The sequence below is a fragment of the Nocardia terpenica genome (assembly GCF_013186535.1).
Taxonomy (GTDB): domain Bacteria; phylum Actinomycetota; class Actinomycetes; order Mycobacteriales; family Mycobacteriaceae; genus Nocardia; species Nocardia terpenica.
In genome coordinates this window covers 126,883-153,313 of the sequence record NZ_JABMCZ010000001.1, presented here as the reverse complement: position 1 = coordinate 153,313, position 26,431 = coordinate 126,883, and the positions used below count along the sequence as shown (strand labels likewise).

At 69.5% G+C, this 26,431-nt stretch carries 29 protein-coding genes and 1 tRNA gene; 11 read left to right on the top strand and 19 right to left on the bottom strand.

The window, feature by feature from the left end:
* The first annotated feature begins 1 nt into the window (after position 1).
* Genes HPY32_RS00765 through HPY32_RS00750 form a run of 4 tightly spaced genes read left to right on the top strand, consistent with a single transcriptional unit; the run spans position 2 to position 3,675 of the window.
* Complete coding sequence (locus HPY32_RS00765) at positions 2-1,084, top strand: MlaD family protein (protein ID WP_067585473.1); 1,083 nt, start codon at positions 2-4, stop codon at positions 1,082-1,084.
* Positions 1,081-2,121: an MlaD family protein gene (locus HPY32_RS00760; RefSeq protein WP_067582040.1), complete on the top strand. Its 1,041-nt coding sequence runs from the start codon at positions 1,081-1,083 to the stop codon at positions 2,119-2,121. The genes HPY32_RS00765 and HPY32_RS00760 overlap by 4 nt, the downstream gene beginning before the upstream one ends.
* 11 nt (positions 2,122-2,132) lie before the next feature.
* On the top strand, positions 2,133-3,074 hold the full coding sequence (locus HPY32_RS00755) for an MlaD family protein (RefSeq protein WP_171982681.1): 942 nt from the start codon (positions 2,133-2,135) through the stop codon (positions 3,072-3,074).
* A 22-nt stretch (positions 3,075-3,096) separates the two neighbouring features.
* Positions 3,097-3,675 carry a hypothetical protein gene (locus HPY32_RS00750; protein ID WP_067582035.1) on the top strand — a complete coding sequence of 193 codons (579 nt, stop codon included), beginning with the start codon at positions 3,097-3,099 and terminating at the stop codon, positions 3,673-3,675.
* Here HPY32_RS00750 and HPY32_RS00745 read toward each other — a convergent pair.
* Complete coding sequence (locus HPY32_RS00745) at positions 3,597-5,030, bottom strand: ABC1 kinase family protein (protein WP_067582032.1); 1,434 nt, start codon at positions 5,028-5,030, stop codon at positions 3,597-3,599. The two genes, HPY32_RS00750 and HPY32_RS00745, sit on opposite strands and share 79 nt — an antisense overlap.
* Before the next feature lie 113 nt (positions 5,031-5,143).
* Here HPY32_RS00745 and HPY32_RS00740 point away from each other — a divergent pair, with 113 nt between their 5' ends.
* Positions 5,144-5,773, top strand: coding sequence for a TetR/AcrR family transcriptional regulator (locus tag HPY32_RS00740; RefSeq protein WP_082870885.1), 630 nt, complete (start codon positions 5,144-5,146; stop codon positions 5,771-5,773).
* Here the strand turns inward: HPY32_RS00740 and HPY32_RS00735 are convergent.
* Positions 5,725-6,192 carry a nuclear transport factor 2 family protein gene (locus tag HPY32_RS00735; RefSeq protein ID WP_082871164.1) on the bottom strand — a complete coding sequence of 156 codons (468 nt, stop codon included), beginning with the start codon at positions 6,190-6,192 and terminating at the stop codon, positions 5,725-5,727. The two genes, HPY32_RS00740 and HPY32_RS00735, sit on opposite strands and share 49 nt — an antisense overlap.
* Before the next feature lie 112 nt (positions 6,193-6,304).
* Positions 6,305-6,922 (bottom strand): maleylpyruvate isomerase family mycothiol-dependent enzyme, encoded by a 618-nt coding sequence (locus tag HPY32_RS00730; protein WP_067582030.1) that lies wholly within the window; start codon positions 6,920-6,922, stop codon positions 6,305-6,307.
* Positions 6,923-7,128: 206 nt separating this feature from the next.
* Between HPY32_RS00730 and HPY32_RS00725 the strand changes: the two genes are divergently transcribed.
* A complete protein-coding gene (locus HPY32_RS00725; RefSeq protein WP_067582027.1) occupies positions 7,129-7,314 on the top strand; it encodes a hypothetical protein in 186 nt (61 codons plus the stop codon).
* Positions 7,315-7,505: 191 nt separating this feature from the next.
* Complete coding sequence (locus tag HPY32_RS00720) at positions 7,506-7,778, top strand: amidase family protein (protein ID WP_197696453.1); 273 nt, start codon at positions 7,506-7,508, stop codon at positions 7,776-7,778.
* 445 nt (positions 7,779-8,223) lie between these two features.
* On the opposite strand, the gene HPY32_RS00715 is transcribed toward HPY32_RS00720, so the two are convergent.
* From HPY32_RS00715 to HPY32_RS00695, 5 genes are all read right to left on the bottom strand, one after another.
* Positions 8,224-8,499, bottom strand: a complete 276-nt coding sequence (locus HPY32_RS00715; RefSeq protein ID WP_156674139.1) for a hypothetical protein — start codon at positions 8,497-8,499, stop codon at positions 8,224-8,226.
* A 62-nt stretch (positions 8,500-8,561) separates the two neighbouring features.
* Positions 8,562-9,527: an HTTM domain-containing protein gene (locus HPY32_RS00710; RefSeq protein ID WP_067582021.1), complete on the bottom strand. Its 966-nt coding sequence runs from the start codon at positions 9,525-9,527 to the stop codon at positions 8,562-8,564.
* The gene (locus HPY32_RS00705) at positions 9,524-10,168 is read right to left on the bottom strand and encodes a DUF5819 family protein (RefSeq protein ID WP_067582018.1); all 645 of its coding nucleotides are present in this window, start codon (positions 10,166-10,168) and stop codon (positions 9,524-9,526) included. The genes HPY32_RS00710 and HPY32_RS00705 overlap by 4 nt, the downstream gene beginning before the upstream one ends.
* Positions 10,169-10,324: 156 nt before the next feature.
* Positions 10,325-10,897, bottom strand: coding sequence for a TetR/AcrR family transcriptional regulator (locus HPY32_RS00700; RefSeq protein ID WP_067582013.1), 573 nt, complete (start codon positions 10,895-10,897; stop codon positions 10,325-10,327).
* Between the two features lie 97 nt (positions 10,898-10,994).
* Positions 10,995-11,744 carry a TetR/AcrR family transcriptional regulator gene (locus tag HPY32_RS00695; protein WP_197696389.1) on the bottom strand — a complete coding sequence of 250 codons (750 nt, stop codon included), beginning with the start codon at positions 11,742-11,744 and terminating at the stop codon, positions 10,995-10,997.
* A gap of 139 nt (positions 11,745-11,883) precedes the next feature.
* On the opposite strand from HPY32_RS00695, the gene HPY32_RS00690 reads away from it, so the two are divergent.
* A complete protein-coding gene (locus tag HPY32_RS00690; protein ID WP_067582009.1) occupies positions 11,884-12,879 on the top strand; it encodes an AraC family transcriptional regulator in 996 nt (331 codons plus the stop codon).
* A gap of 52 nt (positions 12,880-12,931) precedes the next feature.
* Here HPY32_RS00690 and HPY32_RS00685 read toward each other — a convergent pair whose 3' ends face one another.
* The 4 genes from HPY32_RS00685 to HPY32_RS00670 all read right to left on the bottom strand — a co-directional run bounded on the left by HPY32_RS00685 (position 12,932) and on the right by HPY32_RS00670 (position 17,847).
* Complete coding sequence (locus HPY32_RS00685) at positions 12,932-14,068, bottom strand: FAD-dependent oxidoreductase (RefSeq protein ID WP_082870883.1); 1,137 nt, start codon at positions 14,066-14,068, stop codon at positions 12,932-12,934.
* 124 nt (positions 14,069-14,192) lie between these two features.
* Positions 14,193-15,275, bottom strand: a complete 1,083-nt coding sequence (locus HPY32_RS00680) for an ABC transporter ATP-binding protein (protein ID WP_067582005.1) — start codon at positions 15,273-15,275, stop codon at positions 14,193-14,195.
* Entirely contained in the window at positions 15,272-16,816 is a 1,545-nt protein-coding gene (locus HPY32_RS00675; RefSeq protein WP_231951557.1) for an ABC transporter permease, read from the bottom strand. Before HPY32_RS00675 ends, HPY32_RS00680 begins: the two co-directional genes overlap by 4 nt.
* 8 nt (positions 16,817-16,824) lie before the next feature.
* Positions 16,825-17,847: an iron ABC transporter substrate-binding protein gene (locus HPY32_RS00670; protein WP_067581999.1), complete on the bottom strand. Its 1,023-nt coding sequence runs from the start codon at positions 17,845-17,847 to the stop codon at positions 16,825-16,827.
* Between the two features lie 135 nt (positions 17,848-17,982).
* Between HPY32_RS00670 and HPY32_RS00665 the strand changes: the two genes are divergently transcribed.
* Positions 17,983-19,404, top strand: coding sequence for a metallophosphoesterase (locus HPY32_RS00665; RefSeq protein WP_067581994.1), 1,422 nt, complete (start codon positions 17,983-17,985; stop codon positions 19,402-19,404).
* 6 nt (positions 19,405-19,410) lie between these two features.
* Here HPY32_RS00665 and HPY32_RS00660 read toward each other — a convergent pair.
* Positions 19,411-19,481, bottom strand: a tRNA-Cys gene (locus tag HPY32_RS00660).
* Between the two features lie 131 nt (positions 19,482-19,612).
* Between HPY32_RS00660 and HPY32_RS00655 the strand changes: the two genes are divergently transcribed.
* Both HPY32_RS00655 and HPY32_RS00650 read left to right on the top strand, forming a co-directional pair.
* Complete coding sequence (locus HPY32_RS00655; protein ID WP_067581991.1) at positions 19,613-20,149, top strand: MarR family winged helix-turn-helix transcriptional regulator; 537 nt, start codon at positions 19,613-19,615, stop codon at positions 20,147-20,149.
* Positions 20,150-20,231: 82 nt separating this feature from the next.
* Positions 20,232-21,302 (top strand): Hsp70 family protein, encoded by a 1,071-nt coding sequence (locus tag HPY32_RS00650; protein WP_067581988.1) that lies wholly within the window; start codon positions 20,232-20,234, stop codon positions 21,300-21,302.
* Positions 21,303-21,304: 2 nt separating this feature from the next.
* On the opposite strand, the gene HPY32_RS00645 is transcribed toward HPY32_RS00650, so the two are convergent.
* The 6 genes from HPY32_RS00645 to HPY32_RS00620 all read right to left on the bottom strand — a co-directional run bounded on the left by HPY32_RS00645 (position 21,305) and on the right by HPY32_RS00620 (position 26,430).
* Positions 21,305-21,823 (bottom strand): DUF3558 family protein, encoded by a 519-nt coding sequence (locus HPY32_RS00645; protein WP_082870882.1) that lies wholly within the window; start codon positions 21,821-21,823, stop codon positions 21,305-21,307.
* A gap of 2 nt (positions 21,824-21,825) precedes the next feature.
* Positions 21,826-22,335 carry a DUF3558 family protein gene (locus HPY32_RS00640; protein WP_067581984.1) on the bottom strand — a complete coding sequence of 170 codons (510 nt, stop codon included), beginning with the start codon at positions 22,333-22,335 and terminating at the stop codon, positions 21,826-21,828.
* A 204-nt stretch (positions 22,336-22,539) separates the two neighbouring features.
* On the bottom strand, positions 22,540-23,319 hold the full coding sequence (locus HPY32_RS00635; protein ID WP_067581980.1) for an enoyl-CoA hydratase: 780 nt from the start codon (positions 23,317-23,319) through the stop codon (positions 22,540-22,542).
* On the bottom strand, positions 23,316-24,212 hold the full coding sequence (gene mmsB, locus HPY32_RS00630) for a 3-hydroxyisobutyrate dehydrogenase (RefSeq protein WP_067581977.1): 897 nt from the start codon (positions 24,210-24,212) through the stop codon (positions 23,316-23,318). Before mmsB ends, HPY32_RS00635 begins: the two co-directional genes overlap by 4 nt.
* The gene (locus HPY32_RS00625) at positions 24,212-25,294 is read right to left on the bottom strand and encodes an enoyl-CoA hydratase/isomerase family protein (RefSeq protein ID WP_067581974.1); all 1,083 of its coding nucleotides are present in this window, start codon (positions 25,292-25,294) and stop codon (positions 24,212-24,214) included. The genes mmsB and HPY32_RS00625 overlap by 1 nt, the downstream gene beginning before the upstream one ends.
* Entirely contained in the window at positions 25,291-26,430 is a 1,140-nt protein-coding gene (locus HPY32_RS00620; RefSeq protein WP_067581971.1) for an acyl-CoA dehydrogenase family protein, read from the bottom strand. The genes HPY32_RS00625 and HPY32_RS00620 overlap by 4 nt, the downstream gene beginning before the upstream one ends.
* Between the last annotated feature and the right edge of the window lies 1 nt (position 26,431).

The window sequence follows — 26,431 nt, the reverse complement described above, 5'->3', positions numbered from 1 at the left end:
CGTGTATCGCCTGCTCGCCTCCCGCGGCCTGCTGTCCGCCGTCGTGGCCGGGCTCGCGGCCCTGATCGCGTTCGGCGGATATGCGATCGTCGCCGACCCGCGGCAGCCGATGCTGCACTACTGCGCGCGGATGCCCGATGCGGTCGGGCTGTATCCGGGTACCCATGTCCGCGTGCGCGGGGTCGCTGTCGGCACCATCACCGCGATCCGACCCGAAAGCCCCACCGTCCGAGTCGATTTCGATATCGACGCGAAATACCCACTGCACGGCGACGTTTCGGCGGTAACCGTGGCGCCGACCCTGGCCGCCGACCGCGATCTCGCCGTCCTGCCCGGCCCGTCGTCCGCCGCCCGCTGGAGCCCGGCGCACTGCATCACCCGCACCCTGACCCCGAAGAGCATCACCGAAACCCTGCGGGCCGTCGACACTCTGGCGCGACGGCTGAACAGCGACGACGACCCGCAATTGCTTCGCGACACCATCGACAGCCTGCGCACGGCCACCGCAGGCACCGGGGCGCAGGCCAACCGGCTGATCACCACGCTGGGCTCGGTACTGCGCACCCCGGACACCGCCGTCACGCAGGTCGGCCAGCTCATCGACGCGCTCGGCTCGCTCGCGGCGACCATATCGGCGAATTGGGCCGAGCTGCAACAGGTGCTGACCAGGTTCCCGGACGTATTCCACCAGATCAACGACGAGATCTTCAGCAATATCACCGGTCTCGTCGACAGCCTGCGGATCATCCTGCCCTGGGCCGACGACCTCACCCACCGATACGGCGGCGCGATCCTCGGCGGCCTCGACGCGGCCGTGCCGTACATGCGGCTCATCGCCGCCGACGCCGATTCGCTGCAGCAGATCGTGGCCCGATTCCCCGCGCTGGCAACGGCCTTCACCCGCGCGACCGCACCGGACGGCAAGCCGGTACTGACCTGGGCGCCCCCGAAACTCGCGCTGCCGCGCCCGGCCGCCGATCAGGTCTGCGCGGCGGTGAACGCGATCGTGCCCGGCCGCTGCACCGGCGACCCGGCAACGACCGACATGACGACCCTGATATTCGGATCGGCAGGTGCGAGATGAGGATTCGTCGGTCCATCGTCCGGCAGGGCGGATGCCTGGCGCTCGCTACCGCCACCGTTGTCGGCATCGCGGGGTGCGGCTTCGAGCCGTCGGTGATTCCGGTGCCGGGTGCCACCACGACCGGGCCGAGCTACCGCCTGCACATCCAGTTCGCGAACGCCCTGAACGTGCCGGCGCGGGCCACCGTCGTCGCCGACGGCGTCCGTGCGGGGAATCTCACCGGGCTCACGCTCGTCGACCCCGCGGGCGACCGGCCCGGCTATGTCGTCGCCGACGTCGATATCTCTGCGGCGGTGCGGCTTCCGACCGGGACCACGGCGCAGTTGCGGCAGAGCACGCTGCTCGGTGACGTCTACCTCGCACTGACCACTCCCCGGGCCGCGACGGGACCGGATCTCGCCGACGGCGCGACGATCACGCTGGCGCAGACCCGGCCCGCGCTGCAGGTCGAGGACACCATGTCGGGTATCGCCACTTTCGTCGGCGGCGGGGCGGTCACCCGGATGCAGGACATCGTCGACCGGCTCAACGCCGCGCTGCCCGCCGATCCCCGCGCCACCGCCCACATCTCCGAGGTCGTCGCGAACGACCTGACCGATATGGCCGCCCACCTGAACCGGATGCACGACATCGCGGCCGCCACCCGCACCGATATCGACACCATCCGCGATAACGCCGCCGCGATCGGGCGGCTGCTGTCGGCCGAGGGCGCACGCCAGGTCACCGACGCCACCGCCTCGCTGACGCATCTGGTCGGCGTCTTCACCGCGATCGGCGACCTCTCACACGCCGTGGCCTGGCTCGCTCCGCTGGCCAGCTCCGGCAACGCCGCCGCCCGGGCGCTGCTGCCGCTCGCGCTGACCGACCGGCCCCTCGATCTGAGTGCCCCGTCGAACCTGAACCGGCTCGTGGCGCTGCTGCGAGATCGCGTGCTGCCCTTCGTGGAACAGGGGCCGAAGGTGAACATCGCCACGGATCCGGACCAGCGGATCGCCGTCGCGATCGCGATCCTGCGCATGATAGGCGCCGTGCGATGAGGGGGCGCTCGGTGCTTTCCCTGGGCGCCATCGCCGCGGTATTCGTGCTCGGCGCGGGCTATCTGACGTTCGGCGTGGCGCGTGTGGACTGGTTCCGGCATCACCTCGAGGCCACGCTGACCCTGCCCGATTCCGGTGGACTGCAACCTGATTCGCCGATCCTGCTGTCGGGTGTCCCGGTCGGGAAGGTCACCGCCGTCGACACCGCCGGGGGCACCGTCCTGGTGCGGCTGCGGTTCGACGACACCTATCCGGTCCCGGCCGCCGCGACCGCCCGCATCGAGAACCTGTCCGCACTCGGCGAACCGTATCTGATGTTCACCCCGACCGGTACCGGCGGACCATACCTCACCGACGGCGCGCGGATCGATGCCCGGCAGGTCCGGATGCCGCTATCGATCCCCGAAATGGCCACCACCGCAAGTAATTTGCTCGGTCAGTTCCGGCCCGAGGCGCTCCACGAGCTGGTCCGTACCGTCGACGAGAGCGTCTCCGGCGCCGAAGCGGCACTGCCACAACTGAACCGGGCGGCGAATCTGCTCGCCGCCACCCTGCTCAGCAGGCTGCCGCAGCTGCGCACGATGCTCACCAACCTCCAGACCATCGGCGCCGACATGGACTGGGTGGGCCCGTCGCTGGAGGCGGGCGGGCCGCAGTGGGGCCGATTCGGCTCCCGCGTGCGCGACGCCGTCGACGCGCTGGAAAGGCTCATGCGCAGCAAGGGGTTTCCCGACGACTACCAGACCGGCACCGGGCTGGTGCCGTTCCTGAAACAGCTCTCGACCCGCCTCGACCAGCTCGGCCCGCGGCTCCGGCCGCTCGTTCCGGCGCTCGCACCGCTCACCGCGACCGCCACCGGCGCCCTGCGGACCCTCGACGTGAGCGCCCTCATCACCCAGGCACTCGACGCCACCGGCGACGGTGCGCTGCGACTACAGCTCGGCGTCCGCTGATCCGTCCACATCAGGAGATGAAATGACCACCGACACAGACGATCTCACGCTCGATGACGACACGGTTCGATCCGTGCCGCGGACGCTGTCGCTGCGCGTGAGCACCATCGCGTACGGCACGCTCGTCGCGGCGCTCGCCGCCGCCACCATCGCCCTCGCGGTGCTGTGGTGGTCGGCGCACGGCCAACTCCGCGATCGTGACGCCGCCGCCAGCGGCGACCGGCACGCCGAACAGATCGCCACCGACTACGCGGTCGGCGCGTCCACCATCGACTTCCAGAACTTCCCCGCCTGGATGGGCAAGCTCAAAAACGACACCGCCGCACCGCTGGCCGCCAAATTCGACGCCACCGGACCCGCCCTGCAGCAGCTACTGACCCCGCTGCGCTGGACCTCGACCGCGACGCCCATCACCGCGAAGGTGAGGTCCGAAACGCACGGCGCGTACCAGGTCGACGTGTTCCTCGACGTGAATTCGACCAGCGCCCAAACACCGGACGGGGCTCGCACCACCGTCACCTATCACCTCACCGTCGACCGGGACTCCGGCTGGAAGATCACCGATGTCGGCGGCATGGACGGTGCGTTGCCGGTGCGATGAGCGACCCAATCCCGGTGCGCCCGGCCGAGTTCGGTCACCGGCTCGGCGCCGAAGAGCCATTCCCTCGCCACCGCATGCATATTCAGCCGGGGGCCCAGCTGGCCCAGAATCGCGAGCAGCTGCAGCTCCGCGCGGCCCCGCAGGGCATGCGCCGCAGGCAGATTGAACGAACGGGCCGACACACCGGGCCCGGTCACGGTCAGCAATGCCACCACGTCGTTCGCGATATCCGGGCCGATCCGCATCGGTTCGTCGCGCAGATACCAGCCGAACACCCGAACAAAGACCTCGATCGCCTGCTCCGCCGGCACCGCCGATCGCCGGGCGAACCCACGAACCTCCATCAGCTGCAGCAGCCGCTCCGCGTCGCCGGTCTTCGCGGCTCGCAGCGCGGCCAGCTCACCCGCCGCGGCCTCGGCGTCGACGGTCATGCACAGTCCGAAATCCAGGAATCCGATCGATCCGTCCTCGAGCAGCAGCACATTGCCCGGATGCGGGTCGCCGTTGAAGAACCCAGCCAGATACGTGGTACCGCAATAGAATCGGAACAGTATCTCCGCGATTCTGTTGCGTTCGGATTCCGCGGCGGTGTACGCCTCGCGCAGCGGCTGGCCGTCGAGCCATTCGGTGACGATCACCCGCTGCCCGGACAGCGCGTGGTGCACATCGGGAATTCGAATGAACGGGTGACCCCGGAAGATCTCACCCATCGCCCGGGTGTTGGATGCCTCGATACGGTAGTCCAATTCCTCTTCCAGGCGCAGCTGCACCTCGTCGGCCAGCGCCGGGGCGTCCAACGCGGGATGCACGAATCGGTACGCGCTCAACAGCACTCGCAGGTTCTTCAGGTCCGCCCGCACCGCCGCCTCGATCTCGGGGTACTGCACCTTGACCGCGACCCGGCGACCGTCGGCCAGCCGTGCCCGATACACCTGGCCGATCGACGCCGCCGCCACCGGCTCCGGCTCGAATTCCGCGAAGACCGAACCCAGTTCGGCACCGAGCTCGCGCTCGAGGTGAGTACGCATTCGATCCCACGCCATCGGGGGCGCGCTGTCCTGCAAGGCCGCCAGGGCGGAATGGAACAGCTCGCGATGCGCGGGGGGCACCAGCCCCGGATCGACGAGCGACAGCATCTGCCCCAGCTTCATCGCCGCCCCGCGCATGGTGCCCAGGACCGCGACCAGCCGCTCCGCCAGCAGTGCATTGCGCGCCTGCTCGGCCGCGGCAACCTGCTCGTCGGGTCGCGTCCGGCCGGGCGCGGCCTTGGCGGCGGCCCGCCGAACCGCCTCCGTTCCGACGAAGCCACCCAATTGCGCGGCGCGCCTCGCCCGGGACCGTGGCATCTCCGTCATGGGCCGAGTATCGCCCGGCACCGGCAGGGACGTGGGCGATGAGACGAAATTCTCTCGGTGCGTCAGCAATTGTCGGTACAACCCGCACGTCGGCGGACGATAACCTCGCAGGTATGACCCATGCAGGCATCAATGTCGAGCAGATGTTCGGGCCGGGGCCGCTGGCCACCGACCCCGAACAGGGCCGGCTACTGGATGCGGCGCGCGCCGAGTTCGTCGAACACGGTTTCCGGCGTACCTCCGTCGGCGATATCGCTCGCCGCGCCAAGGTGTCCCGCCCGACCGTCTACCGGCGGCTCGGCGACAAGGACGACATCGTGCGCCAGGTCGTCGTCCGCGATGTGGTCTCGTTCTTCGTCGGCATCAGCGGGCAGGTCCTGGCCAAATCGGCGCCCGCGGACAAGGCGGTCGAGGCATTCGTACTCGGCGTCCGTGAATCTCGGCGCCATCCCCTGGTCGCGGCCCTACGCCAATACGAGCCCGAGACCCTGACATCGTTCCTTGTCGAGAACTCGGGCGCCGTCGAACCGGTCCGGGCCGCCATAGCCATGGCCATCTCCGACGACTCCCTCCCCCTCGACGCGGCCCTGCGCGCCGCCGAAATGTTCTTCCGCCTGGCCGCATCCCTGCTGATGCTGCCCACCGACATCCTGCCCATCGACACAGACGAGCACGCTCGCTGGTTCGCCCGAACCTACTTCCCCCCGATCATCGCCGCCTCCACCGACGCGGGACCGAGCTGAGCGCCCGATCCGGTATCGACGAGGGCCCGCTCCCAGTTCTGGGTGTCGGCGTATTCGCGCATGGTGACGATCTTGTTGTCGCGGACCACGAAGACGGCGCTGTTCTTCTGGTCGTACACGCGGCCGGTCTTGCCGAGTCCCCACGAATCCCATTCGGCGAAGACCTGATCGCCCTCACCGAAGATATTGGTGACGCGCAGGCCGACCTCGTGATCGGGGTCGAAGTAGGTGAACGCCGTGGCGAGAAACCCATCGATCACCTGGTCGCGACCCTGCCAGGTACCCGAGATGGGCAGATCCCCGCCGTACCAGCAGCTGCCGTCCTCGGCCCACGAATCCACGATGGTGGCCCGGTCGCCGTTCGCGAGCGCCTCGAAGTAGCGGCGGACGACATCCTTGGGGGTGGTATCGGTGGTCATGAATTCGGTTCTCTCTCTTGGTTGTTTGTCGATACCGAAAGTCAACCCGATGCTCTCGCCGCGATCGAGGGCCGAACCGCGCACGCAGCGATAACCGATCGTTATCGCGAGGTCACCGCAGCAGTGCGACGCCATCACCCTCGAGTTCGTCGGCGACCGCCGGGGCCCGGCCCGTCATCGCCAGCAACAGGGCCTCGGCCGATCCGTGAACCTCGGGGCCTCGGCCGGTCGACCACGATATGTCCGTCGCCACCAATCGCACGCCGCGTGTGCGGCGCGAGCCCCCGATGACCGGGCTGATGCGGGCGAAGCTCAGCGACACCCGAAGTCGCTGCTCCGGGATCATCCGGGGCATTCCCAACGGCCTGCGGATATCCTGCTGGTGGATCAGGCATTCGATCAAGGCCACACGTCCGCCGTAGAGCGCTCCCGCACCCGAGGGGTCGGCGTGTCGGCGCATCAGTCCCACCAGGTGAGTCGGCGCGGTTTCGACGTAGGTCCGCAATGCCGTTGCGTTCAGCCGGTTCACGTCCCATCGTGAGCGAGTCATGTTGGCCAACAAGCCGATTCTGCTTTGCGCCAGGTAGGCGATCGTATGCGCGACCACATCCCGCACCGCCCATCCCGTGCACAGGCTGGGCGTGCCCCACTGCTGTGGCGTCAACCCGTCCAGCATGTCGGCGAACTCCGCCCGCTCCAGCCGGGCGAGCTCTCGAACGGTGGCGGCCATGAATTTCAGTATCCGACCACGAGCCGACTCTCGAGCCGAGACCTCATGACCCGCGAATCGAACCACCCGGATCGGGTGATGGACGGCTCATCCTGTCGCGGCAGACGCTGGCCGCATTAAAGCAAACAGTTTGCGTTAACCCTTCAAGAGGTCTACTCTCATTAACGCAAACACTTAGCTTTTGTAAGTCGGAGGGAACACAAGCCATGGTCGACTACGAGCTCACCCCGCCCGAAGCGGCGGGCTGGGCTGCCCGTGCGGGGCTTCGGCTGCCCGCGGACCGGCATGCCGCTGTCGCGGCCGCCGCCAACCACATTCACTCGGTCGTCGCGGTCCTGCGGGAACTCGACTTCGGGGACACGCCACCGGCCGCCGCGTTCCGAGCCGATTAGGAGAACCGCAGTGCAACCCAGTGCATTGACTCTCGGCGCGGCCGCCGCAGCGATCCGATCCCGGCAACTGTCCCCGGTCGAGTTGGTGGACTCCGTCCTGGAGCGCATCGAAAAGGTGGAGCCGGACCTGCGGGCGTACGTCACCGTCACCGCCGAGCGCGCACGGCAGGCGGCGCGCGCAGCCGAGAACGATATCGCGGCCGGTCGCTATCGTCGAAGCCGGGCAGGAAACGATCACCTGGGCCGACGGCACCACCGAAGCGGTCTCCGATACCTATGTACGACTGTCGTCGCCCGCCAATATCACCGGAATACCGGCACTGTCGCTCCCCGTCGGTCACGACGCGGCGGGTCTGCCCATCGGCATGCAACTGCTCGGCACGCCCCTCAGCGAAGACGTACTCCTGCGAGTCGGCCACGCCTATGAGAAGACCCAGCCCGTCCGGGAACTCGCCCGGGCGTGATCACGCCGGATGTTCGAATCGCACGCTCGCATTACTCTCGGTCGAATTTCCCAGCGTGCCATGGCTGTCCGTCGAAGAGCTGGTAAGGCAAAACGAAGAGGCGCAACAACTTCTCGACCGGATCGAGGGCCTGCCCGCACCGGCATATGTTGCCGTCGACGGTCATACCTTCCCGGCGGAGATGGTGCGGCGAGGGATTCGCCGCCACCGAGAGTGCGTTGAGTGAACGCCGCGGATCCGCAGTGGCGGATCCTTTCGGATCTGGTGTCCGAGGTCCAGAAGCGGCAGGAGGACCTGGACGGTCGGCCAAACGACCAGCGGCAAAAGCAAATCCGTCTGAGGGATGAGTCGGACGGTGTGGAGCTTGCGTTGCGGTGCGAGGTGGCGGCAGCAGGTGGGTGAGCTGCTGCCGCCGGACAGCACCGCGGCCCAGGGGGCCGACGGCTCAGCGCTGCTGAGCCGCCTGGTGCTGCGGGCCTACGCCTCTGTCTCGGCTGGTTTGCGCCATATTGTTGAATCCGCCGCTGCCCGAACCCCATCCGCTGGTGTGCGCGAGCGGTAGCCCGGCCTGCTGAGCCGCGGAAGCGCCCGCGATATAACGCGAGCCGGTCTCCGGCTGCTGGGCGGTCTGCGTCGCGGCCGCGTACAGTCCGGTCGAGACCGCCGCTGCCGCAAGGGAAATCGTTGCCACTCGGCCGAACTTCCACGCTCGGGTATTCACGAGTATGACACCTCCATAGATCGTCTGATTGCGCTACATGTCGTTGCTGCTCGACTCTCGGCTCAGCTCACCGGAATTCCTCCTTCCGACATCTCGGATCGCTCCGCGGAACGCGGGCGCAGACAGCGCGACAGGGCCCGATAGTGCTTGTCGTCGCAGAAGATCAGCTCGGCCGAGATCATGATCAGGGCGAACTGCGGCAGCGCCATCACCACCGCGATGCCCAGGTGGAAGGCGATCGCCGCCGCGATCACGAACGGCCGGGTCCGGCGCACCAGCACCAGCACCGGAAATCCGACCTGCAGCACGACGGTGAAATACGTGACGGCGGACAGGATCAGCAGATGGTCCGCCAGAAAGGCGTGGACCCCGGACGATCCGAACAGCGGAACACCCATGATGTAGTAGACGGCCTCGCCGCTGCGCCACAACGGCCCGGCCACCTTGTACATCCCGGCCATGAAATAGACGATGCAGACCTGCACGGCGATCGCCAGCACGGCCGCGTTGTGCGCGACGGTCCCGAGAACCACGAGCGGCGACTCCCGCACGACACGGCGCGGCCCCCGGCGGCGTGCGATGACACGGTCCAGCGAGAGCCTGCGGGTGCCATCGAGTACCGCCAGGAACGGGGTGATGGCCATGAACAGATTCTCACCACCGCTGAGGATCAGCGAATTTCTTTGCAGCAGAGCAAAAGTCGCGATGCAGAACAACGGCGCGACGATTCGCCCCCGATAGCCGACGATATAGAGCAACGTCAGCAGAATCTGCCCGTGAAACAGCACCTCGAACCACACCCCGGACGACGCGAGGGTGTACAGGCCGATCGGCCGCGAGGTATCGGCCCGGAACAGGTCCGGCGACCACGGATTGTCCGCACCCCAGAACAGGTGCCGCGCAGCGTAATTCGCGAGGCAGATATAGAGAATCGTGGTCCCGATACCGATTCGCACCAGGGCGGAGCCGTAGAGGTGATAGCGGTGCGTGGCGAGCCGATCGAGCAGGCGCCTACCGGTGGTGATCATCGAATCCGGTCCTGCCAGTCGAAATCCATCACGTCGGGAGTCGATCGATCGCCGGAATCGCTGCCGGGCAGGGGAATCGCAGGGATCGCCACGAACCGCACTTGCACCGCGGACCAGCCGTCACCGAGGTACCGATCGGCGTACCGGGTGGCCAACGCCGCGCGGAACCGGTCCGCACGTTCCTTGCGCGGCCGCTCGGATTCGGAAATCGGCACCACCACATAGCGTTTCGTCGGATCGTCGGTCAGCCGATCGCGTTCCGCGCGCAGCTTGGAATCCTCCCAGCCCACGCTCATCGTCTGCAGCGCCTGGAACAGGAACACCTGCCGATCGGCGGTCAGCGGGCTGCGATGCACTCGATCGATCAAGGGCGACAGCGGATCCGCCCAGTCCGATATCCGCCCGTCCGGATAGCGCACGCGCAGTAGGGTTCCGATGTCGGACACGATCGGATCCGGCGAGAACAGCTGCCATGACTGAGCGAAGATCGGATCGGTGTACCAGCCGACGAACGTGGCGGTACTCCGCTTCAACGGCCCCTCAGGCAAATTCGAGAGCATGATCACCGCGAAATGCGCCACCAGCAGGGCGACGGCCGCGCCGGAAAGCACTGTGCGCCTGCGTATGCCGGTGACCTTCACCGGTGAACCCCCGGGCGAAACCAGGCTCGTTGGTGCACGCGCGATGTCCTCTCCACTCCGACGCTCAACCCATCTACTATTTCCGTACGGAGATAGTAGATGGGTCGGATAGACGAGTCAAATCCCGTGCTGCGCAGTAATATCCGCGCGAAATCGTCAGCTGCCCATTGTCAAGTAGCGTTGCAGGGTCGGGCCGATGTCGGCGGCGATCTGGTCGTGGGTCAGGGCGGCTACGGGGGGTAGGCGTAAGGCGTAGCGGCACAGGGCCAGGCCGAGGACCTGGGTGGCGATCAGGCCCGCGCGGCGGGGGGCGTCGGCGGGGTCGCCTACGCGCAGGACCGTCGGCATCAGTTGTTCGGCGAAGATGCGGCGGAAGCGTTGCGCCACGGCCTCGTCGGCGACCGAGGAGCGGAGCAGGGTCAGCAGCGTGCCCTCCGTGGGCGGGGTCTCCCAGAGTTCGAGGAAGCGGCGGGCGATTGCCTCACCCATCGAATCGGGGTGCGTCGCACCGAAATCCGGCAGGGCCAGATCGACGTCCAGGGCGGCGTCGAACAGCCCCTCCTTGCTGCCGTAGTAGCGCATCACCATCGACGGATCGATGTCCGCGTCCGCCGCGATGGCGCGGATCGTCGCCTTGCGGAAGCCGTCCTCGGCGAAGCGGCGGCGGGCGGCGGACAGGATCGCGGCGCGGGTGGCGTCGGAACGCCGCGGGGCGGGAGCTGCGGTCATGCCAACGAATGTAGGCCAACAGCTGTTGACACACGATTCGGACGAAGCCTACATTTAGGTCAACAAGCGTTGGCCAACACGCGTTGGCCTCATGATGTCAGGGACGCGCCGCGGCGATCCGGGCCGCGACCCCGTCGAGGATCAGTTCCAGGCCCACCTCGAACGCGCGCTGCGGATCGTGGATATCGGCCGTGCAGGCGGTGGCGGCGAACAGCTTCGACGCCTCGGGGAAGCGGTCCGGGCCGACCAGGGCGGCCGGGACCGGCTTGCGCCGCCGCGGCGAGTCGTCGCGGCCGGGGTGCGGCAGCAGCATGTCGATCAGCCGCGGCGTGGTCGTCCCGGCCTGCCGGACATGGGTGGTCAGCGCCAGCAGCACCGACAGCTTCTCGCTCCAGTCCAGGCCGGTGTCGCGCAGCACCCGCAACAGCACATCCATCCAGGCGATGGTGTTGGGGCCGCGGGCCGGGCCGATGTCCGGCGTCGGCGCCAGCCACGGATGCAGCGCCAGCACCGCGCGCAGCTCGGAGGCCCAGCGGGTCAAGCCCACTCGCCACTCGTCGAGCGCGGCGTCGCCGAGATCCGGCGCCGGGCCGATCGCCGCGTCGGCCATCAGCTCGATCAACTCGTCCCACGAACCGACGTGCCGATACATCGCCATCTTGGTGAAACCCAGCGTGGCAGCGACCTTCTGCAAGCTCACCGCGGCGAAACCGTCGCGATCGGCCAGGTCGACCGCGGTGCTCACCACCAGATCGACATCGAGACCGGCCGGTCTTCCCTTGCGGCGCGTGGTCGGCAGGCGCCACAGTCGCGCCAGATCCGAGGGCACACAGTCGTCATCGACCATCGGGCCTCCTTCGTCGCACCCCAACTCCCCACCGACAGCCCTTGACTGTCAACGCTATCCGGCAGATAGTTTCTACCGGATACCCCATATCGGACCGAGGCATCGAGATGTTCGAGAGCTCGACCCACCCCCTCCGGCGATGCTGAGCCCAGCGCCGCGGACCACCGTCGTGTTGCCGCGATTCGTGCTCACGGCGGCGACGGAGCTGGGCGCGGACCGCACCCAGCTGCTGCACGAGACCCGCCTGACCCCCAGCATGCTCGAGGACGCGCAACAGATCCCGACCACCCTCGCGGTGCGGGTGTGGGAGGTGTGCGAGTGGGCGCTGGACGACCCCTACTCGGCACTGGCCATCGCCTCCCGGTACCGGATGGGCGTGCTGGATCTGTACGACTACCTGTTCGTCACCTCGGACACCCTCGGCGACGGCCTGAGCGCCACCGCCGAATACCTGTTCACCGCCACCACCGCGTGCACGGCCACGGTGGTCGAGCGCGACGACACCGTCGACCTGGAATTCTCGATGGGCGAGGGCGGCGGGCACACCCGGGACCTGGCGACCCAGTACGCGCTCGGCGTGTTCACCCATCGCATCGTGCAGGGCACGGGCAAGCGGGTCGCGCCGGTTCATGTCGGCCTCACCCAGCGGCCGCCGCGCTCGCACGAGGCGTTCAACGACATCTTCGGCACCATGAGCGTCGACTTCGACGCGCACACCAATTCCGTGACCGTCCGCAAGTCCGACCTCACGGTGCCGCTGCCGGGCTCGGATCCGGTCCTGGCGAAGATTTTGAAACGCTTTGCGACACAACTACTCCCATCCGATCACCCACCCCCACCAGACCCTGCCGGAACCAGCTGGCTCGCCGAGTTCCGGATCGTGCTCGATACGCACCTGGCCCGGGGCGCCGCTACCCGGCTGGACACCCTGGCCCGGCACTTCGCGATCAGTCCGCGGACCCTCCAGCGCCTGCTGACCCGGCACGGCACCACCTGGCGCGGCGAACTGGACGCCGCCCGGCGCCGCGAAATGCGCCGGCTGCACGGCACTTCCGACGAGGTCGCCCAGCGCCTGGGCTACTCCGAGGCCCGCGCCCTGCGCCGCGCCCGGCACCGCTGGAACGCGGTGCGGTGAGTCCGGCGTCCACCACCGCCGGCCCCCACCGCAACGCACCCTTCGTCGACGATCACCCGGTCCGCTGAACCGCGGCGACCGGCGCCTCCCAATCGATGTGGTGTCCCACAGCGGCGCGATCCGTCACGTCCACGAGGTCCGCGACGGACTCGACCCGTTCCCGCCGGCATGCCTCATAGGCAGGGAAGGCAGCGGCGGGCGGTAGGTCTCGAAGGCAGCGGGCGAGTTCGACGGCGCTCTCGATCGCCAGCGCGGCGCCCTGCCCGGAATCCGGCGACGGCGCGTGCGCGGCATCGCCGAGGAGCACCATCCGTCCCCGATACCACCGGGGCACGGCGGGCAGCCGTTCCAGGGCGCCGACCATCATCAGGCCGGCCGGGTCGGTCCGGGCGATCAGGTCCGCGCCCGGACAGTGGTCCGCGTAGTGCGCCCGCAGCCGGGAAAGCCAACGCGCGGGCGATGTTTCGGCCACCTCCTCCGCACTCATCGGGGACGGGCTCGGTAGCGTCGCGAGCCAGCCGACGCACCCGTCCGGGAACCCCCAGTAGCCCAGCGCCACACTCCCCCGCGTGACGTGCATCGCCCCCGGTTCGGCATGGGCGCCGCTGTTGGCCGCGATCCCCGCGAAACCCAGCGCACCCGCGTACACCGGCCCCGGCGCGGCGGCGTCGATCACCGTGCGGACCGTGGACCGGATGCCGTCGGCCCCGATCAGCACGTCGCCGTGCGCCACGGTGCCATCGGCGAAGTGCGCCACCACCCCCGACTCGGTCTCCGTGACGCCGATCAGCCGCTTGCCGAGGCTGTACGGAATGCCGCGCGACATCACGTGCTCGACAAGGCTGCCGAGCAATTGCGCCCGGGTGAGCACCAGGGTCGGCGGCACACCGTCGACCCCGGCGACGGTCGACAACATCGTGCCCGCGCCGTCGACCATGATCGTGGTGGGCACGGGCAACCCCCATGCCCCCACGACCTCGTCCGCGCCGATTGCCTTCAGCGCGTCGAATCCGTTGGGCGCCAGACTCAGATAGCCCCCCGCCCCATGGGCCACCGCGGGATGCGCCTCGTAGATATGCGCCCGGATTCCCGCCCGAGTCAACGCCAACGCCGCCACCGTCCCGGCGACTCCCCCTCCGATCACCATCGCCGAGCTCCCCTCCTTCCACACGGTCGAACCTGCGTTCATACTGTCGCTCCGCTAGCCGATTCGACTGGTGGTCCCCGTGGAGTCCGATGCGGCGCAACGGACTCCACCATGGTGACAAGGATCACCGGACAGGTGTGAGGACAGAACGCGACGAGTGAACGCGTCAGGCGGCGCGGACCGCGTCGCCCGCGTCCGGGCCGGACTCGGGGGCGAAAGCGACCGCGGCGCCGAGGACTTCCAGCCGCACCCGGTCGCCGACGGCGGGCGCGCCGACGCTGACCCGGCGCACCCGGATCGGGTCGGCGGCCTGGTTGTCGAGGTGGATGGTGAGCAGGACGTCGGCCCCGCGGAATTCGGTCCCGCGCACGATCCCGGTGCCGGTGCCGACCTCGGAAACGGCGTGGGCGACAAGCTGTTCCGGGCGCAGCATCATGGTGACCAGGCCGCCGGGCGCGCCCGGGCGCACCGGAACGGGCCCGAGCGCGCTGGTGGCGACGCCCCGTTCGACGACGCCGTCCAGCAGGACGCAGTCGCCGAGGAAGCGGGCGGTGAACAGGTCGGCCGGGGCGGCGTAGACCCGGTCGGGCGCGCCGACCTGGGTGAACGTGCCGTCGCGCATGACGGCGACCTGGTCGGCGAACGACAGCGCCTCCTCCTGGTCGTGAGTGACCAGGATGCTGGTCATCCCGGCCGCGCGCAGGGTCGCGGCCACCGCCTGCCGGGTCGCGGCCCGCAGCCCGGTGTCCAAGGCGCTGAACGGCTCGTCCAGCAGCATCACGTCGGGGCGGCGGGCCAGCGCCCGGGCCAGCGCGACCCGCTGCTGCTGACCGCCGGACAACTCGTGCGGCCGCCGCGCCGCGTAGGAGGCGTCCAGCGAGACCATCTCCAGCAGTTCGGCCACCCGCTGCCGGTGCCGCCCGCGCCCCACGCCGGGCAGTCCGTAGGCGATGTTCCGGCCGACGGTCAGGTGCGGGAACAGCGCCCCGTCCTGGGCGACATAGCCGACATTGCGGCGGTGCGGCGGCTTGCAGAAGCGGTCGCGGGCAACGGTTTCCCCGCCGATCGCCACCGATCCCGCGTCCGGCGCCTCGAATCCGGCGATCACCCGCAGCAGCGTCGTCTTGCCGCATCCGGAGGAGCCGACCACCGCCGTCGTGCCGCCGTCGGCCACCTCCAGGCTGAGGCCGCCCAGCACGCGGGTGGGCCCGAACGACTTGGAAACATCGCTGACGACAAGACGACTCATACACCCGCCGCCTTCCTGGATCGAGTGAACAGCAGATACGTCACGGGAATCGAGGTCACGATCATGATCAGCGCGTACGGCGCGGCGCCCGCGTAGTCCAATTCGCCCGACAGCGACCAGAATTGCATCGCCAGCGTGTGCGTGCCGTTGGGCGCCAGCAACAGTGTGGCGGTCAGCTCGGTGGCCACCGCGACGAACACCAGCGCCGCCGCGGCGGCCGCGGCCGGTGCGGTGAGCCGCGCGGTCACCCGGAAGAATGTCACCGCACCGGATTTCCCCAGCGCCCGCGACATCTCCTCCAGCCCGACCGGCACCTGCGCCAGCCCGGCCCGCACGCTCACCAGCGCCCGCGGCAGGAACATCAGCGTGTAGGCGGCCAGCACCATGCCCGCGGTCTGATAGACGCCCGGCAGGTAGCGGATGGTCACCGTGACCATGGCCAGCGCGATCACGATGCCCGGCAGCGAGCTGGTGATGTAGTTGCAGCCCTCCACGATTCGCGCGAACGCCGAGCGCGACCGCACCGCGATCCAGGCCACCGGGAACGCGCACAGCGTGGTGACCACGGCCGCGGCGGCCGCCAGGCCCAGGGTCTGCGCCAGCGACCGGCCGACCTCGCCGACGTCCCACACCTTCGCGCCGCCGATCCGCAGCCAGCGCACGATCGTCCACAGCGGCACCCCGAGCGCGGCCACGATCACCGCGGCCGGGACCGCGAGCACGGGAATCGCGAACCAGCCCAGCCGAACCCGGGTCGCGGCCCGCGGCGCGCCCGCGCCCACCCGGGCGTAGCGCGCCCGGCCCCGCACCCCCGCCTCCACGGCCAGCAGCACCAGGCAGCACAGCACCAGCACACCGGCCAGCATGCTGCCCGCGGCCCCGGCGAAACTGGATTGATACTGCTCGAAGATGGCGGTGGTGAAGGTGTCGAAGCGCACCATCACGAACGCGCCGTACTCGGCGAGCAGATGCAGCGCGATGAGCAGCCCGCCGCCCAGGATCGCCAACCGCAACTGCGGCAGCACGATTCGCGCGAACACCGCGACCGGCCCCGAACCCAGCGCGCGGGCGGACTCCTCCACCGCCGGATCCAGCCGCCGCAGCGTGGCCGCGGCGGGCAGGTACACCAGCGGGAAATACGACATGGTGGTGATCAGCACCCCGGCCCACAACCCGTGCAGCGCGGGGAACACGCTCACCCAGCCGTAACTGTTCACGAAGGCCGGGACCGCCAGCGGGGCGGCCAGCGCCGGGCCCCACCAGCTCGCGCCCGGCAGGGTCGTGCGCTCCACCACCCAGGCCAGCCCGACGCCGAGCACCACGCAGACCGGCACGGTGATCGCCACCAGACTCGCGGTGTTGCGCAGCAATTCGCCGACCCGGGGCCGGAACACCAGCCGCGCGGCCTCGGGCAGCCCGGTGTCGAACAGGGTGGAGACGATGTACCCGAGCGGCACGAACGTCGCCGCCACCAGCACCAGGGCGACGCCGATGACGAACGGTCCGGGCCGACCGACCCGGGCCACCACGGCGGTGCGCACGGCCACGGCTACAGCAGACCCGCCTCGGTCATCAATTGGTGCACCTTCTTCGCGTCCAGCTTGCTCGGATCCAGCTTCGGCGCCTGCAGGCTGTCCAGCGGCGGCAGCGCCGGATTCGCGGGCACACCGGCCGCGACCGGATACTCCATGGAGGTGCCGTCGTGCAGCACCTGCTGACCCGCCCTACCGGTGATGAACTTGACGAATTTCTGTGCCGCGGCCGACTTCTTGCTCGACTTCAGCACGCCGCCACCGGAAGTGGAGACGAAGGCGCCGGGGTCGTTGTTCTTGAAGTAGTGCAGCGCGGTGTTGGCGCTGTTCTCCTTGGTCGCGGCCTGGTCGCGGTACCAGTAGTAGTGATAGATCACCGCGCCGTCGAACTGGCCGGTGTTCACCGCCTTCATGGCGGTGGTGTTGTTCTGCGAGGCGGGGGCGTTGTCCTTCATGCCCTTCAGCCAGGCGCGGGTGGCGTCCTCGCCCTTCAGCTCCAGCAGCGCGGCCACGATGGCCTGGAAGTCCGCGCCGGAGGTGCCCGCGGTCCAGCGGCCCTTCCATTGCGGCTGCGCCAGATCCAGCAGCGAGGCGGGCAGCCGGTCGGCGGGGAGCTTGGCCTTGTTGTAGACGAACACCGTCGAGCGGGCGGCGATGCCGGTCCACTTGCCCGTCGACGGGCGGTACTGCTCGGGCACCTGCGCCAGCGTGTCGGGGTCCAGATCGGCGAACAGGCCCGCGTTCTCGACCAGGCTCATGGCCGGGGAGTTCTCGGTCAGGAAGACGTCGGCGGGCGAGTTGCTGCCCTCGGCCACCAGCTGATTGGCCAGATCGGTGTCGCCGCCGTTGCGCAGGGTGACCTTGATGCCGGTCTCCTTGGTGAACGCGTCGGCCCACTCCTTGGTCAGCGATTCGTGCTGCGCGTTGTAGACCAGGATCTCGTTCTCGTCCTTCGACGAGTTCGAGCACGCCGTGGTCGCCGCGAGCACGGCGAACACGGCGAATGCCCCGGTGACCAATTTCCAACGGGTCGCCGCCATAGCCGTTCCTTTCCGAACCGGATACCTCAGCATGAGGGTTGGCTAACCAACGTACCCGGTGGTACGTCGCGCTGCCGCCGCGGCCCCGAATCGGTATGGTGCTGACGGGCCTACGACCTGCCACCAGGGGACCTCATGAGCTGCTGTGGACCGAACCGCCGCCGGGTGCTGGGCGCCCTGAGCCTGGCCGCCGCCCTACCGCTACTGCCCGCCGTCCGCCCGGGTTCCGCTCGCGCCCAAGCGAATTCGCTGATCGCGACGGACCTCGAGGTGGTCACGATCACCGATACCTCGGTCGTGCTGACCTGGACGACGCTGGCGCCGGACGCCTCCGGCGCGCCGGTTCCCGTGGACGCGGGCACCGAGGTCCGGCTGGGTCCGGCCGACGCGCCGCTCCCGGCGAATCCGGTCTTCGCCGCCGATCCGGAGCGCACGCCGTACCACTACGCCGAGGTCACCGGCCTCGAGCCGGGGCGGGCCTACCGCTTCGAGGCGTGGTCCGACGGTGTGCGCGCCACGCCCGCGGCCAATCTCGTGACCCGGATGCCGGGCACGCCCGAATGCACCGGGCGGTTCACCACCGCCACCCCGCCGCCGGGCCGGCTGCTGCGCACGCTGGCGCTGAGCAACGACGTGCACTTCGGGGAGGAGGTGGCCGGGCTCATCGCGGCCGGGCAGCCGCCCGGGGTGAGCCAGGAGCCGGGCCTGCCGCCGTATCCGGAGGTGATGCTGGCGGCCCTGCTCGACGACCTGCGCAGGCCGGACCGCGGCGCGGACCACCTGATCGTGGCGGGCGACCTCACCGCGGAGGCCACGCCCGGCCAATCCCGCGGCGTCCGAGCGCATTTGGATACCTGGGGTGCGATGAACCGGGACTGGTTCGCGGCGCGCGGCAATCACGACCGCCCGCACGTGGGCGCGGACTACGCCGCCTGCCCGCCGGTGGCCGATGCCGACCATCACGACTGCTGGGGCGAATCCTTCCTGCCCCGAGGCGAATTGACCGAGCACGAACTCGGCGGGCTGCGGCTACTCGGCCTGGACACCACCGAGCTCGACGGCGCGGGCGGCATGATCGACCGGCCCCAACTGGATCGCCTCCGGGAGATCCTGCGCGCCGATCCCGACCGTCCCACACTGGTTTTCGGACATCACCCGGTGACCTTCGAGTCCGGCGTCTCCAACCTCGCCGGACCCGATTTCGTCCTCGACCGCGCCGATGCCACCGAACTGCAGACGCTGTACCGGTCTGCCCCCGGCGTCTTCCTGCATCACAGCGGCCATACCCACCGCAACCGCCGCACCCGCCCCGACCTCCCGCTCGACGTGGAATTCCTGGAAGTCGCGGCGGTCAAGGAATATCCGGGCGGCTACACGCTGCTCCGCCTCTACGAGGGCGGCTACACCGCCAATTTCTACAAGACCCGCACCCCCTACGCCCGCCGCTGGAGCACCCGCTCCCGCGCCGAATACCTGGGCCTGTTCCCCGAATACACCCTCGGCACCACCGCCGACCGCAATCACGTTGTCCCGCGCGACCTTTCGGGCCTGACCTGAATCCGGAGCGAGCGGCGGGATTCGAACCCGCGTAAACGGTTTTGCAGACCGGTACCTAGCCACTCAGTCACGCCCGCAACGGAATCAATCATGGCCGGTGGCCGGCGCGGGGCGAACAGTTGCAGTCAGCGTGATCGCATTGCCGCGGCGAACCGCCGAATGGGGCGAGCCGACGACCGGTATGTTCGCCCACCCATAGAATCGACACATGGCCACACCCCGACCGCTTCCGCTGGATCCCATCGAGGAGGCCCACCGGCAGTGGATCGCCCACGGGTGGGAGGAGGTCGCGGACGGGATGGCGACGGTGACCTCGCTGGTGCGGGCGCAGCAGATCGTGATGGCGCGGGTGGACGAGGCGCTGCGGCCGACCGGGCTCACCTTCTCCCGCTACGAGTTGCTGATGCTGCTCGGGTTCAGCAAGACCGGCGCGCTGCCGATGACGATGGCCAGCGCCCGCCTGCAGGTGCATCCGACCAGTGTCACCAATACCGTCGATCGTCTGGAGGCGGCCGAACTGGTCAGGCGAGTACCGCATCCCAGCGATCGCCGAGCAACGCTGATCGAGATTACCGACGCGGGCCGCGAACTGGTCGCTAGGGCAACAACGGAGCTGAATGCGCGGGTATTCGCGCGGCCGGGGCTACCACCCGAACGGTTGGAGTTGCTGCTGCAACTTCTGTCCGAATTCCGCCGCGGCGCGGGCGACTTCGACACGGGCGACACGCCGACACGCTGGTCATGACACGATAACCTTTCAGCATCCGGCCAGCGACTTACCGCCGAGCCGCTTGGCATCGGGACACAAAAGGTTCACCATTGAGCCCATGGTGCTGGTACTGGGGGTATCGGCGGGCGCCGGAGGCGCACGCGCCATGCTCACGCACTCCGACCAGCCCCACCTCCCCCCCATCGACCGCTGCACCGTCGCGCGCCGGGTCGGCGCGGGCGTCGAGGAGGCGGTCTTCGAGGCCATCGATCTCATGCGCCGGTCGGCGGATCGGCGCGACGAGTTCATCACCGGCATCGCGGTCACCTGCCGCTGCGCCCTGCACGCCGATGCCATTCGCGCCGAGGCCGGGCGCAGCCGCCTGACCATCGTCGACGAGCCGCTCGCGCAGCTGCGCTACCTGCGCTTCAGCGGTCAGCTGCCGGACGAGGGCGCGGTGCTGCTCTACGACCTGGGTGCGGCGGGGCTGACCCTCACCGAGGCCGACTGCCGCACCGACGCCATCCTGGCCGCCCGGTACAGCACCGTCCTGGGCGGCGACGCCCACGACACCCTGCTGCGCTGGCACCTGGCGCACGGCGGGGTGACCATCGACAAGACCACCAGCCGCACCTACAAGGAGGCGCTGTCGGCCACCCCGGTGCTGGCCGTGGGCGATCCGGCGACCGGTACGCGAATGGTGGTGACCCGCAGCGACTTCGGCGAGTTGGTGGCCGCCGGAATCCATCACTCGGTGTCGTATGTGCGGCAGCTGCTGGAGGAGACGGGCGTCGCTCCGCAGGGGCTGGCGCTGCTGGGCGGCTGCACCCGCAATCCCGGCATTCGAGACGCGCTGGCGCAGCTGCTGGATCTGCCGGTGATCTACGACCCCGAACCGGAATTCGTCTCGGCGCGCGGCGCGGTCCTGATGGCGACGCAGCTGCCCTCGGCGCGCCGGGTGCGGGGCGTGCGGTTCTCGGCGATGCCCGCGCTGCGGCCCCCGAAGGCGACGCCGGTATCGCGGCGCAAGCTGGTCGCGGCCCTGGCGGTGACGGCCACCCTCGGGGCGACGGTGGTCGGGCTGCTGGCCGCCGATCACGAACCCACCCGCCCCGCCACCCACGGCAATACCGTGCCGACGCCGATGGAGATCGCGCGGACGCCGCCGAATCCGTTGACGCCCAAGTAGTTTCAGATACCGTCCACGGCCAGGGTGGACTGCATGAGGGTCATGGCGGCCGCGCACGGGTCCGGCTGCGCGGCGTGGTCGCGGTTCTGCACCCACCAGGTGACGGTGCCGCCGTCGAAGGCGGTCACCGCGCAGCTGCCGGGGTCGCGCGGATCGCGCCAGTACATCGCGCCGAAGCGCTTGATCACCGTCTTCTCGGTCCGATACCCCTGTCGGGCGGCGAGCTCGCTGTCGCGCATCAGCGTGTCGTTCGCGAGCCAGGCGTAGGTGAGATCGGCTGTGCCGCCGGGGTGGTCGACCTTCCAGGTGCAGATGGTCGGCGAGGTCTGCTGCCGCGCCGCCGACGCCTGCAGCTGGGCCGCGATGGCCGCATCCGCCAGCGGCCCGCACCCGGCCAGCACATTCGGATCGTCTACCGCGGGCCTCGGAGCGGGCGCGGGCGTGCCCGAACATCCCGCCGCCGCGACCGCCAGCACGAGCGCGCAGACTGCCTGCACCGGAGTCGTGCTCGACCGTCGCATGACTATTCGGCCTTGGCGAGGGTGGTGGCGGCCAGTTGTTCCAGGGCCGAACAGGGCTGGGGCCGTTGGTCGTTCGCGGAGCTCGCGGTGATCTTCCAGTCGATGAAGTCCGCGCCGCCGGAGCCGACCGCGATCTCGCACGCCCGGGCGCCCGTCCAGACGATGCCCGGATGGCCCGCCACCTGGACGGCGGTGGGCGGGCCGAGGGTCACCTCGGTGCGGCGCTGGTCCAGCGGGCTGCCGCGGAACCATTCGAAGACCACGGAGTAGTCGCCCGCGCCGTCGGCTTCCCAGCTGCAACGCAACGGATTCTGCGCGACCAGCCGCAGCCCGGCCAGCCCCGTCACCGCGGACAGATCGGCGTCGCTCTCCGAGCCGCACCGCCCGACGCTCGCACCGGGCTCGGCCTGCACGGGCGCGGTACTCGCCGGCGCGGCGGCCGTGGGCGACCCACCGGAGTGGCCGCACCCGGCCACCACCAGCACCGCGCCGACCATAGTCACCGCAGTCATCACCCGCCTGAACACGCAGCCCAGGCTACTGGACCGGGGACCGCCCCGCCGTTCCTGCAATACGGCACATGATTCCGGCGTGCTTTTGGCCGGAATCCACCGCGAGATCCCGGCCAAAAGCACGCCGGGATCATGATGGCCGCACGCCGGGATCATGATGGCCGCACGCCCGGATCATGGTGAGTCCGATGGGAGTCTGTGGAATCAGCGGTGGTGGAAGTTGGCCGGGCGCTTGTCGACGAAGGCGGTCATGCCTTCCTTCTGGTCTTCGGTGGCGAACAGGGAGTGGAAGACGCGGCGTTCGAAGCGGACTCCCTCGGCGAGGGTGGTCTCGAAGGAGCGGTTGACCGCCTCCTTGGCGATCATTACCGCGGGCAGCGAGAGTGAGGCGATGGTCTCGGCGGCCTCGACGGCGGTCGATACCAGCTCGGCGGCGGGCACCACGCGGGCCACCAGCCCGGCGCGCTCGGCCTCGGCGGCGTCCATATTGCGGCCGGTGAGGATCAGGTCCATCGCCTTGGCCTTGCCGACGGCGCGGGTGAGCCGCTGCGAGCCGCCCATGCCGGGAATGACGCCCAGCTTGATCTCCGGCTGGCCGAACTTCGCGGTGTCGGCGGCGATCAGGATGTCGCACATCATGGCCAGCTCGCAGCCGCCGCCCAGGGCGTACCCGGCGACCGCGGCGATGGTCGGCTTGCGGAACCCGGTGAACAGCCGATCCCAGCCCGCGAAGTGGTCGCTGAGGAAGACGTCCATATAGGACCGGGTCTGCATCTCCTTGATGTCGGCCCCGGCCGCGAACGCCCTCTCCGACCCGGTGATCACGACCGCCCCGATATTCTCGTCGGCCCCGAGCTCGTCGAGGGCGGCGGTCATATCGGCCAGCACCTGAAAGTTCAGCGCATTGAGCGCCTTCGGGCGGTTCAGCGTGATCAGCGCGACGCGGCCCTTGCGCTCCAAAAGAATGGTCTCGAAGTCTGTCACGGCCGTTCCTCTCCCGATCGTCTACGGACGTCGGTCACGATAGCCGAAAAGTCCCTTTCGCCATCGGTCCGGTTGAAGCGGTCGTAGATCTCTGCGGCGAGGGCCCCGATGCGCCCGTCGACGCCGTTGGCGCGCAAGGCGTTCGCGGCCAGGCCCAGGTCCTTGGTCATGAGCGCGGTGGCGAAGCCGGGCCGGTAGTCGTTGTTGGCGGGGCTGGCCGGGACCGGGCCGGGCACCGGACAGTAGGAGGTCAGCGACCAGCACTGCCCGGAGGCGGTGGAGACCACGTCGTAGAACTTGTCGTGGCTCAGGCCCAGCTTCTCGCCCAGCACGATGGCCTCCGACAGCCCGATCATGGAGATGCCGAGCATCATGTTGTTGCAGATCTTGGCGGCCTGCCCGACGCCCGCGCCGCCGCAGTGCACGACCTTGCCGCCCATCACCTCGAACAGCGGCAGCGCGGCGGCGAAATCGGTCTCCGCGCCGCCCACCATGAAGGTCAGGGTGCCCGCCGCCGCGCCCGCGACGCCGCCGGACACCGGGGCGTCCAGGGCCCGATGTCCCGCCGCCACGGCCAGTTCCGCGGCCTGCTGCGCGTCGGCCACATCGATGGTGGAGCAGTCGACGAACAGGGTGCCGAGCTTGGCGGCGTCGAGAATGTCACGGTAGACGTCCAGCACGACGCGGCCGTTGGGCAGCATGGTGAGGACGATCTCCGACTCGGCGACAGCGGCGACCGCGGTGTCGACCACCTCCGCGCCGTCGGCGCGGGCCTGTTCCCGCGCGGCCGGGACCGGGTCGAAGGCGAGCACCCGGTAGCCCGCCCGCACCAGGTTCGCGGCCATCGGCCCGCCCATGTGGCCGAGGCCGAGGAATCCGACGGTTGTGCTCATCAGTGTCCTTCCGGGGCAACGAGATTCAGCTCGGCGTCGCTCAGTGCGGTGAAGTAGGAATCGACCTGCGCGGCGGTGACCGCGTCGAGGGTGGCGGGCCGCCACCGCGGATCGCGGTCCTTGTCGACCACCTGCGCGCGAATGCCCTCGACCAGATCGTGGCTGGTCAGGCAGGCGATCGAGACCCGGTACTCCGCGTTCAGCGCCGCCTCGAGGCTCCCGAGGCCGCGGGCGTTGCGCAGCGAGCGCAGCGCGACCTTCAGGGCCACCGGCGATTTCGCCGCGATATCGGCCGCCGCCTTGTTCGCCTCCGGCGACTCGTGCGCCCGCAGCCGGGCGACGATCTCCTCGACGGTGTCGGCGCCGTAGCAGGCGTCGATCCAGTCGCGCTGCCCGAGCAGCCCGGAAACCGGTGCGGGCCGGGCGAATTTGGCGATCGCCACCTCCGGCTCGGCCGTGCGCAGGGCGTCCAGCAGCGCCGGAATCTCGTCGGCGGGCACGAAGTAGTCGGCGAATCCGGCGGCGATGGCGTCCCCGGCGGTCATGCGGGCCGTGGTCAGCGCGACGTGGGTGCCGATCTCCCCCGGCGCCCGCGACAGCAGATGTGTCCCACCGACATCCGGGACGAAGCCGATACCCGTCTCGGGCATGCCGATCTTGGACCGCTCGGTGACGATGCGGTGGCTGCCGTGCCCGGACAGGCCGACCCCGCCGCCCATCACGATGCCGTCCATGACCACCACGTACGGCTTCGGGTAGCGCGCGATGTAGGCGTTGAGGGTGTATTCGTCACGCCAGAACCGGCCGGACGGCGACGCCGCGGCGGCTGCCGAATCCGCGTCGGCGGCAAGGGCTTTGGCGTCGTTGTGGATGGCGACGATATCACCGCCCGCGCACAGCCCGCGCTCGCCCGCCCCGGTGAGCACGACCGCGCGCACCGCGTCGTCGGTGGCCCACCGGCGCAGCGCGTCCAGAATCGCCAGGGCCATCGGATGATTCAGCGCGTTGATGGCCCTGGGCCGGTTGAGCGTGATCAGGCCCAGCCCGTCGCGCTCCGAGACGATGACTTCCGGATCGGTCATGCTGCTCCTACCATCGAGCGGGCGACGACGACCCGCATGATCTCGTTGGCGCCCTCCAGGATCTGATGCACGCGCAGATCCCGGACGATCTTCTCCACGCCGTATTCGGCGAGATAGCCGTAGCCGCCGTGCAATTGCAGCGCCTTGTTGGCGACCTCGAAACCGGCGTCGGTGGTGAATCGCTTGGCCATCGCGCACAGCTCGACCTTGTCCGCGGCGTCGGCGTCCAGCGCCGCGGCCGCCCGCCACAGCAGGGTTCGGGCGGCCTCCAGCGAGGTCCGCATGTCGGCCAGCTCGAATTGCAGCGCCGGATTGTCCAGCAGCCGCGCCCCGAATGCCGTGCGCTGCGCCAGGTAGGCGACCGTCTTGTCCAGTGCCGCCTGCGCACCCCCCAGCGAGCAGGCGGCGATATTGAGCCGCCCGCCGTTGAGCCCGTTCATGGCGATGCGAAAACCGTTGCCCTCCTTGCCGAGCAGGTTGGCGGCGGGCACCCGGACCCCGTCGAGCACCACCTGGCGGGTGGGCTGCGCGTTCCAGCCCATCTTCTTCTCGTTGGCGCCGAAGGAGATTCCCGGGGTGTCGGCGGGCACGATGAACGCCGAGACGCCGCGCGGCCCCTCCGCGCCGGTGCGGGCCATCACCACGTATACGTCGGTGCTGCCCGCGCCGGAGATGAACTGCTTGACGCCGGTGAGCAGATAGTCGTCGCCGTCGCGAACGGCCTTGGTGCGCAACGCCGCCGCATCCGAGCCGGCGCCCGGCTCGGTCAGCGCGTAGCTGCCGAGCAGGTCCATTCCGGCGAGCCCGGGCAACCACCGATTCCGTTGCGCCGCATCGCCGTAATGGTCGATCATCCACGCCACCATGTTGTGGATGGACAGGTAGGCGGCGATGGCCGGGCAGCCGGTGGCGAGCTGTTCGAAGACGCGCACCGCGTCCAGGCGGCGCAGGCCCGAACCGCCCACGTCCTCGGCCACGTAGATGCCACCCATGCCGAGCGAGCCCGCCTTGCGCACCACGTCGATCGGAAAGTGCTTGCGCTCATCCCATTCCAGCGCGTGCGGGGCGAGCATCTCGTCGGCAAAGGAGCGGGCGGTGGCGGTGATCGCCTTCTCGTCCTCGTCGAGTACGAACATG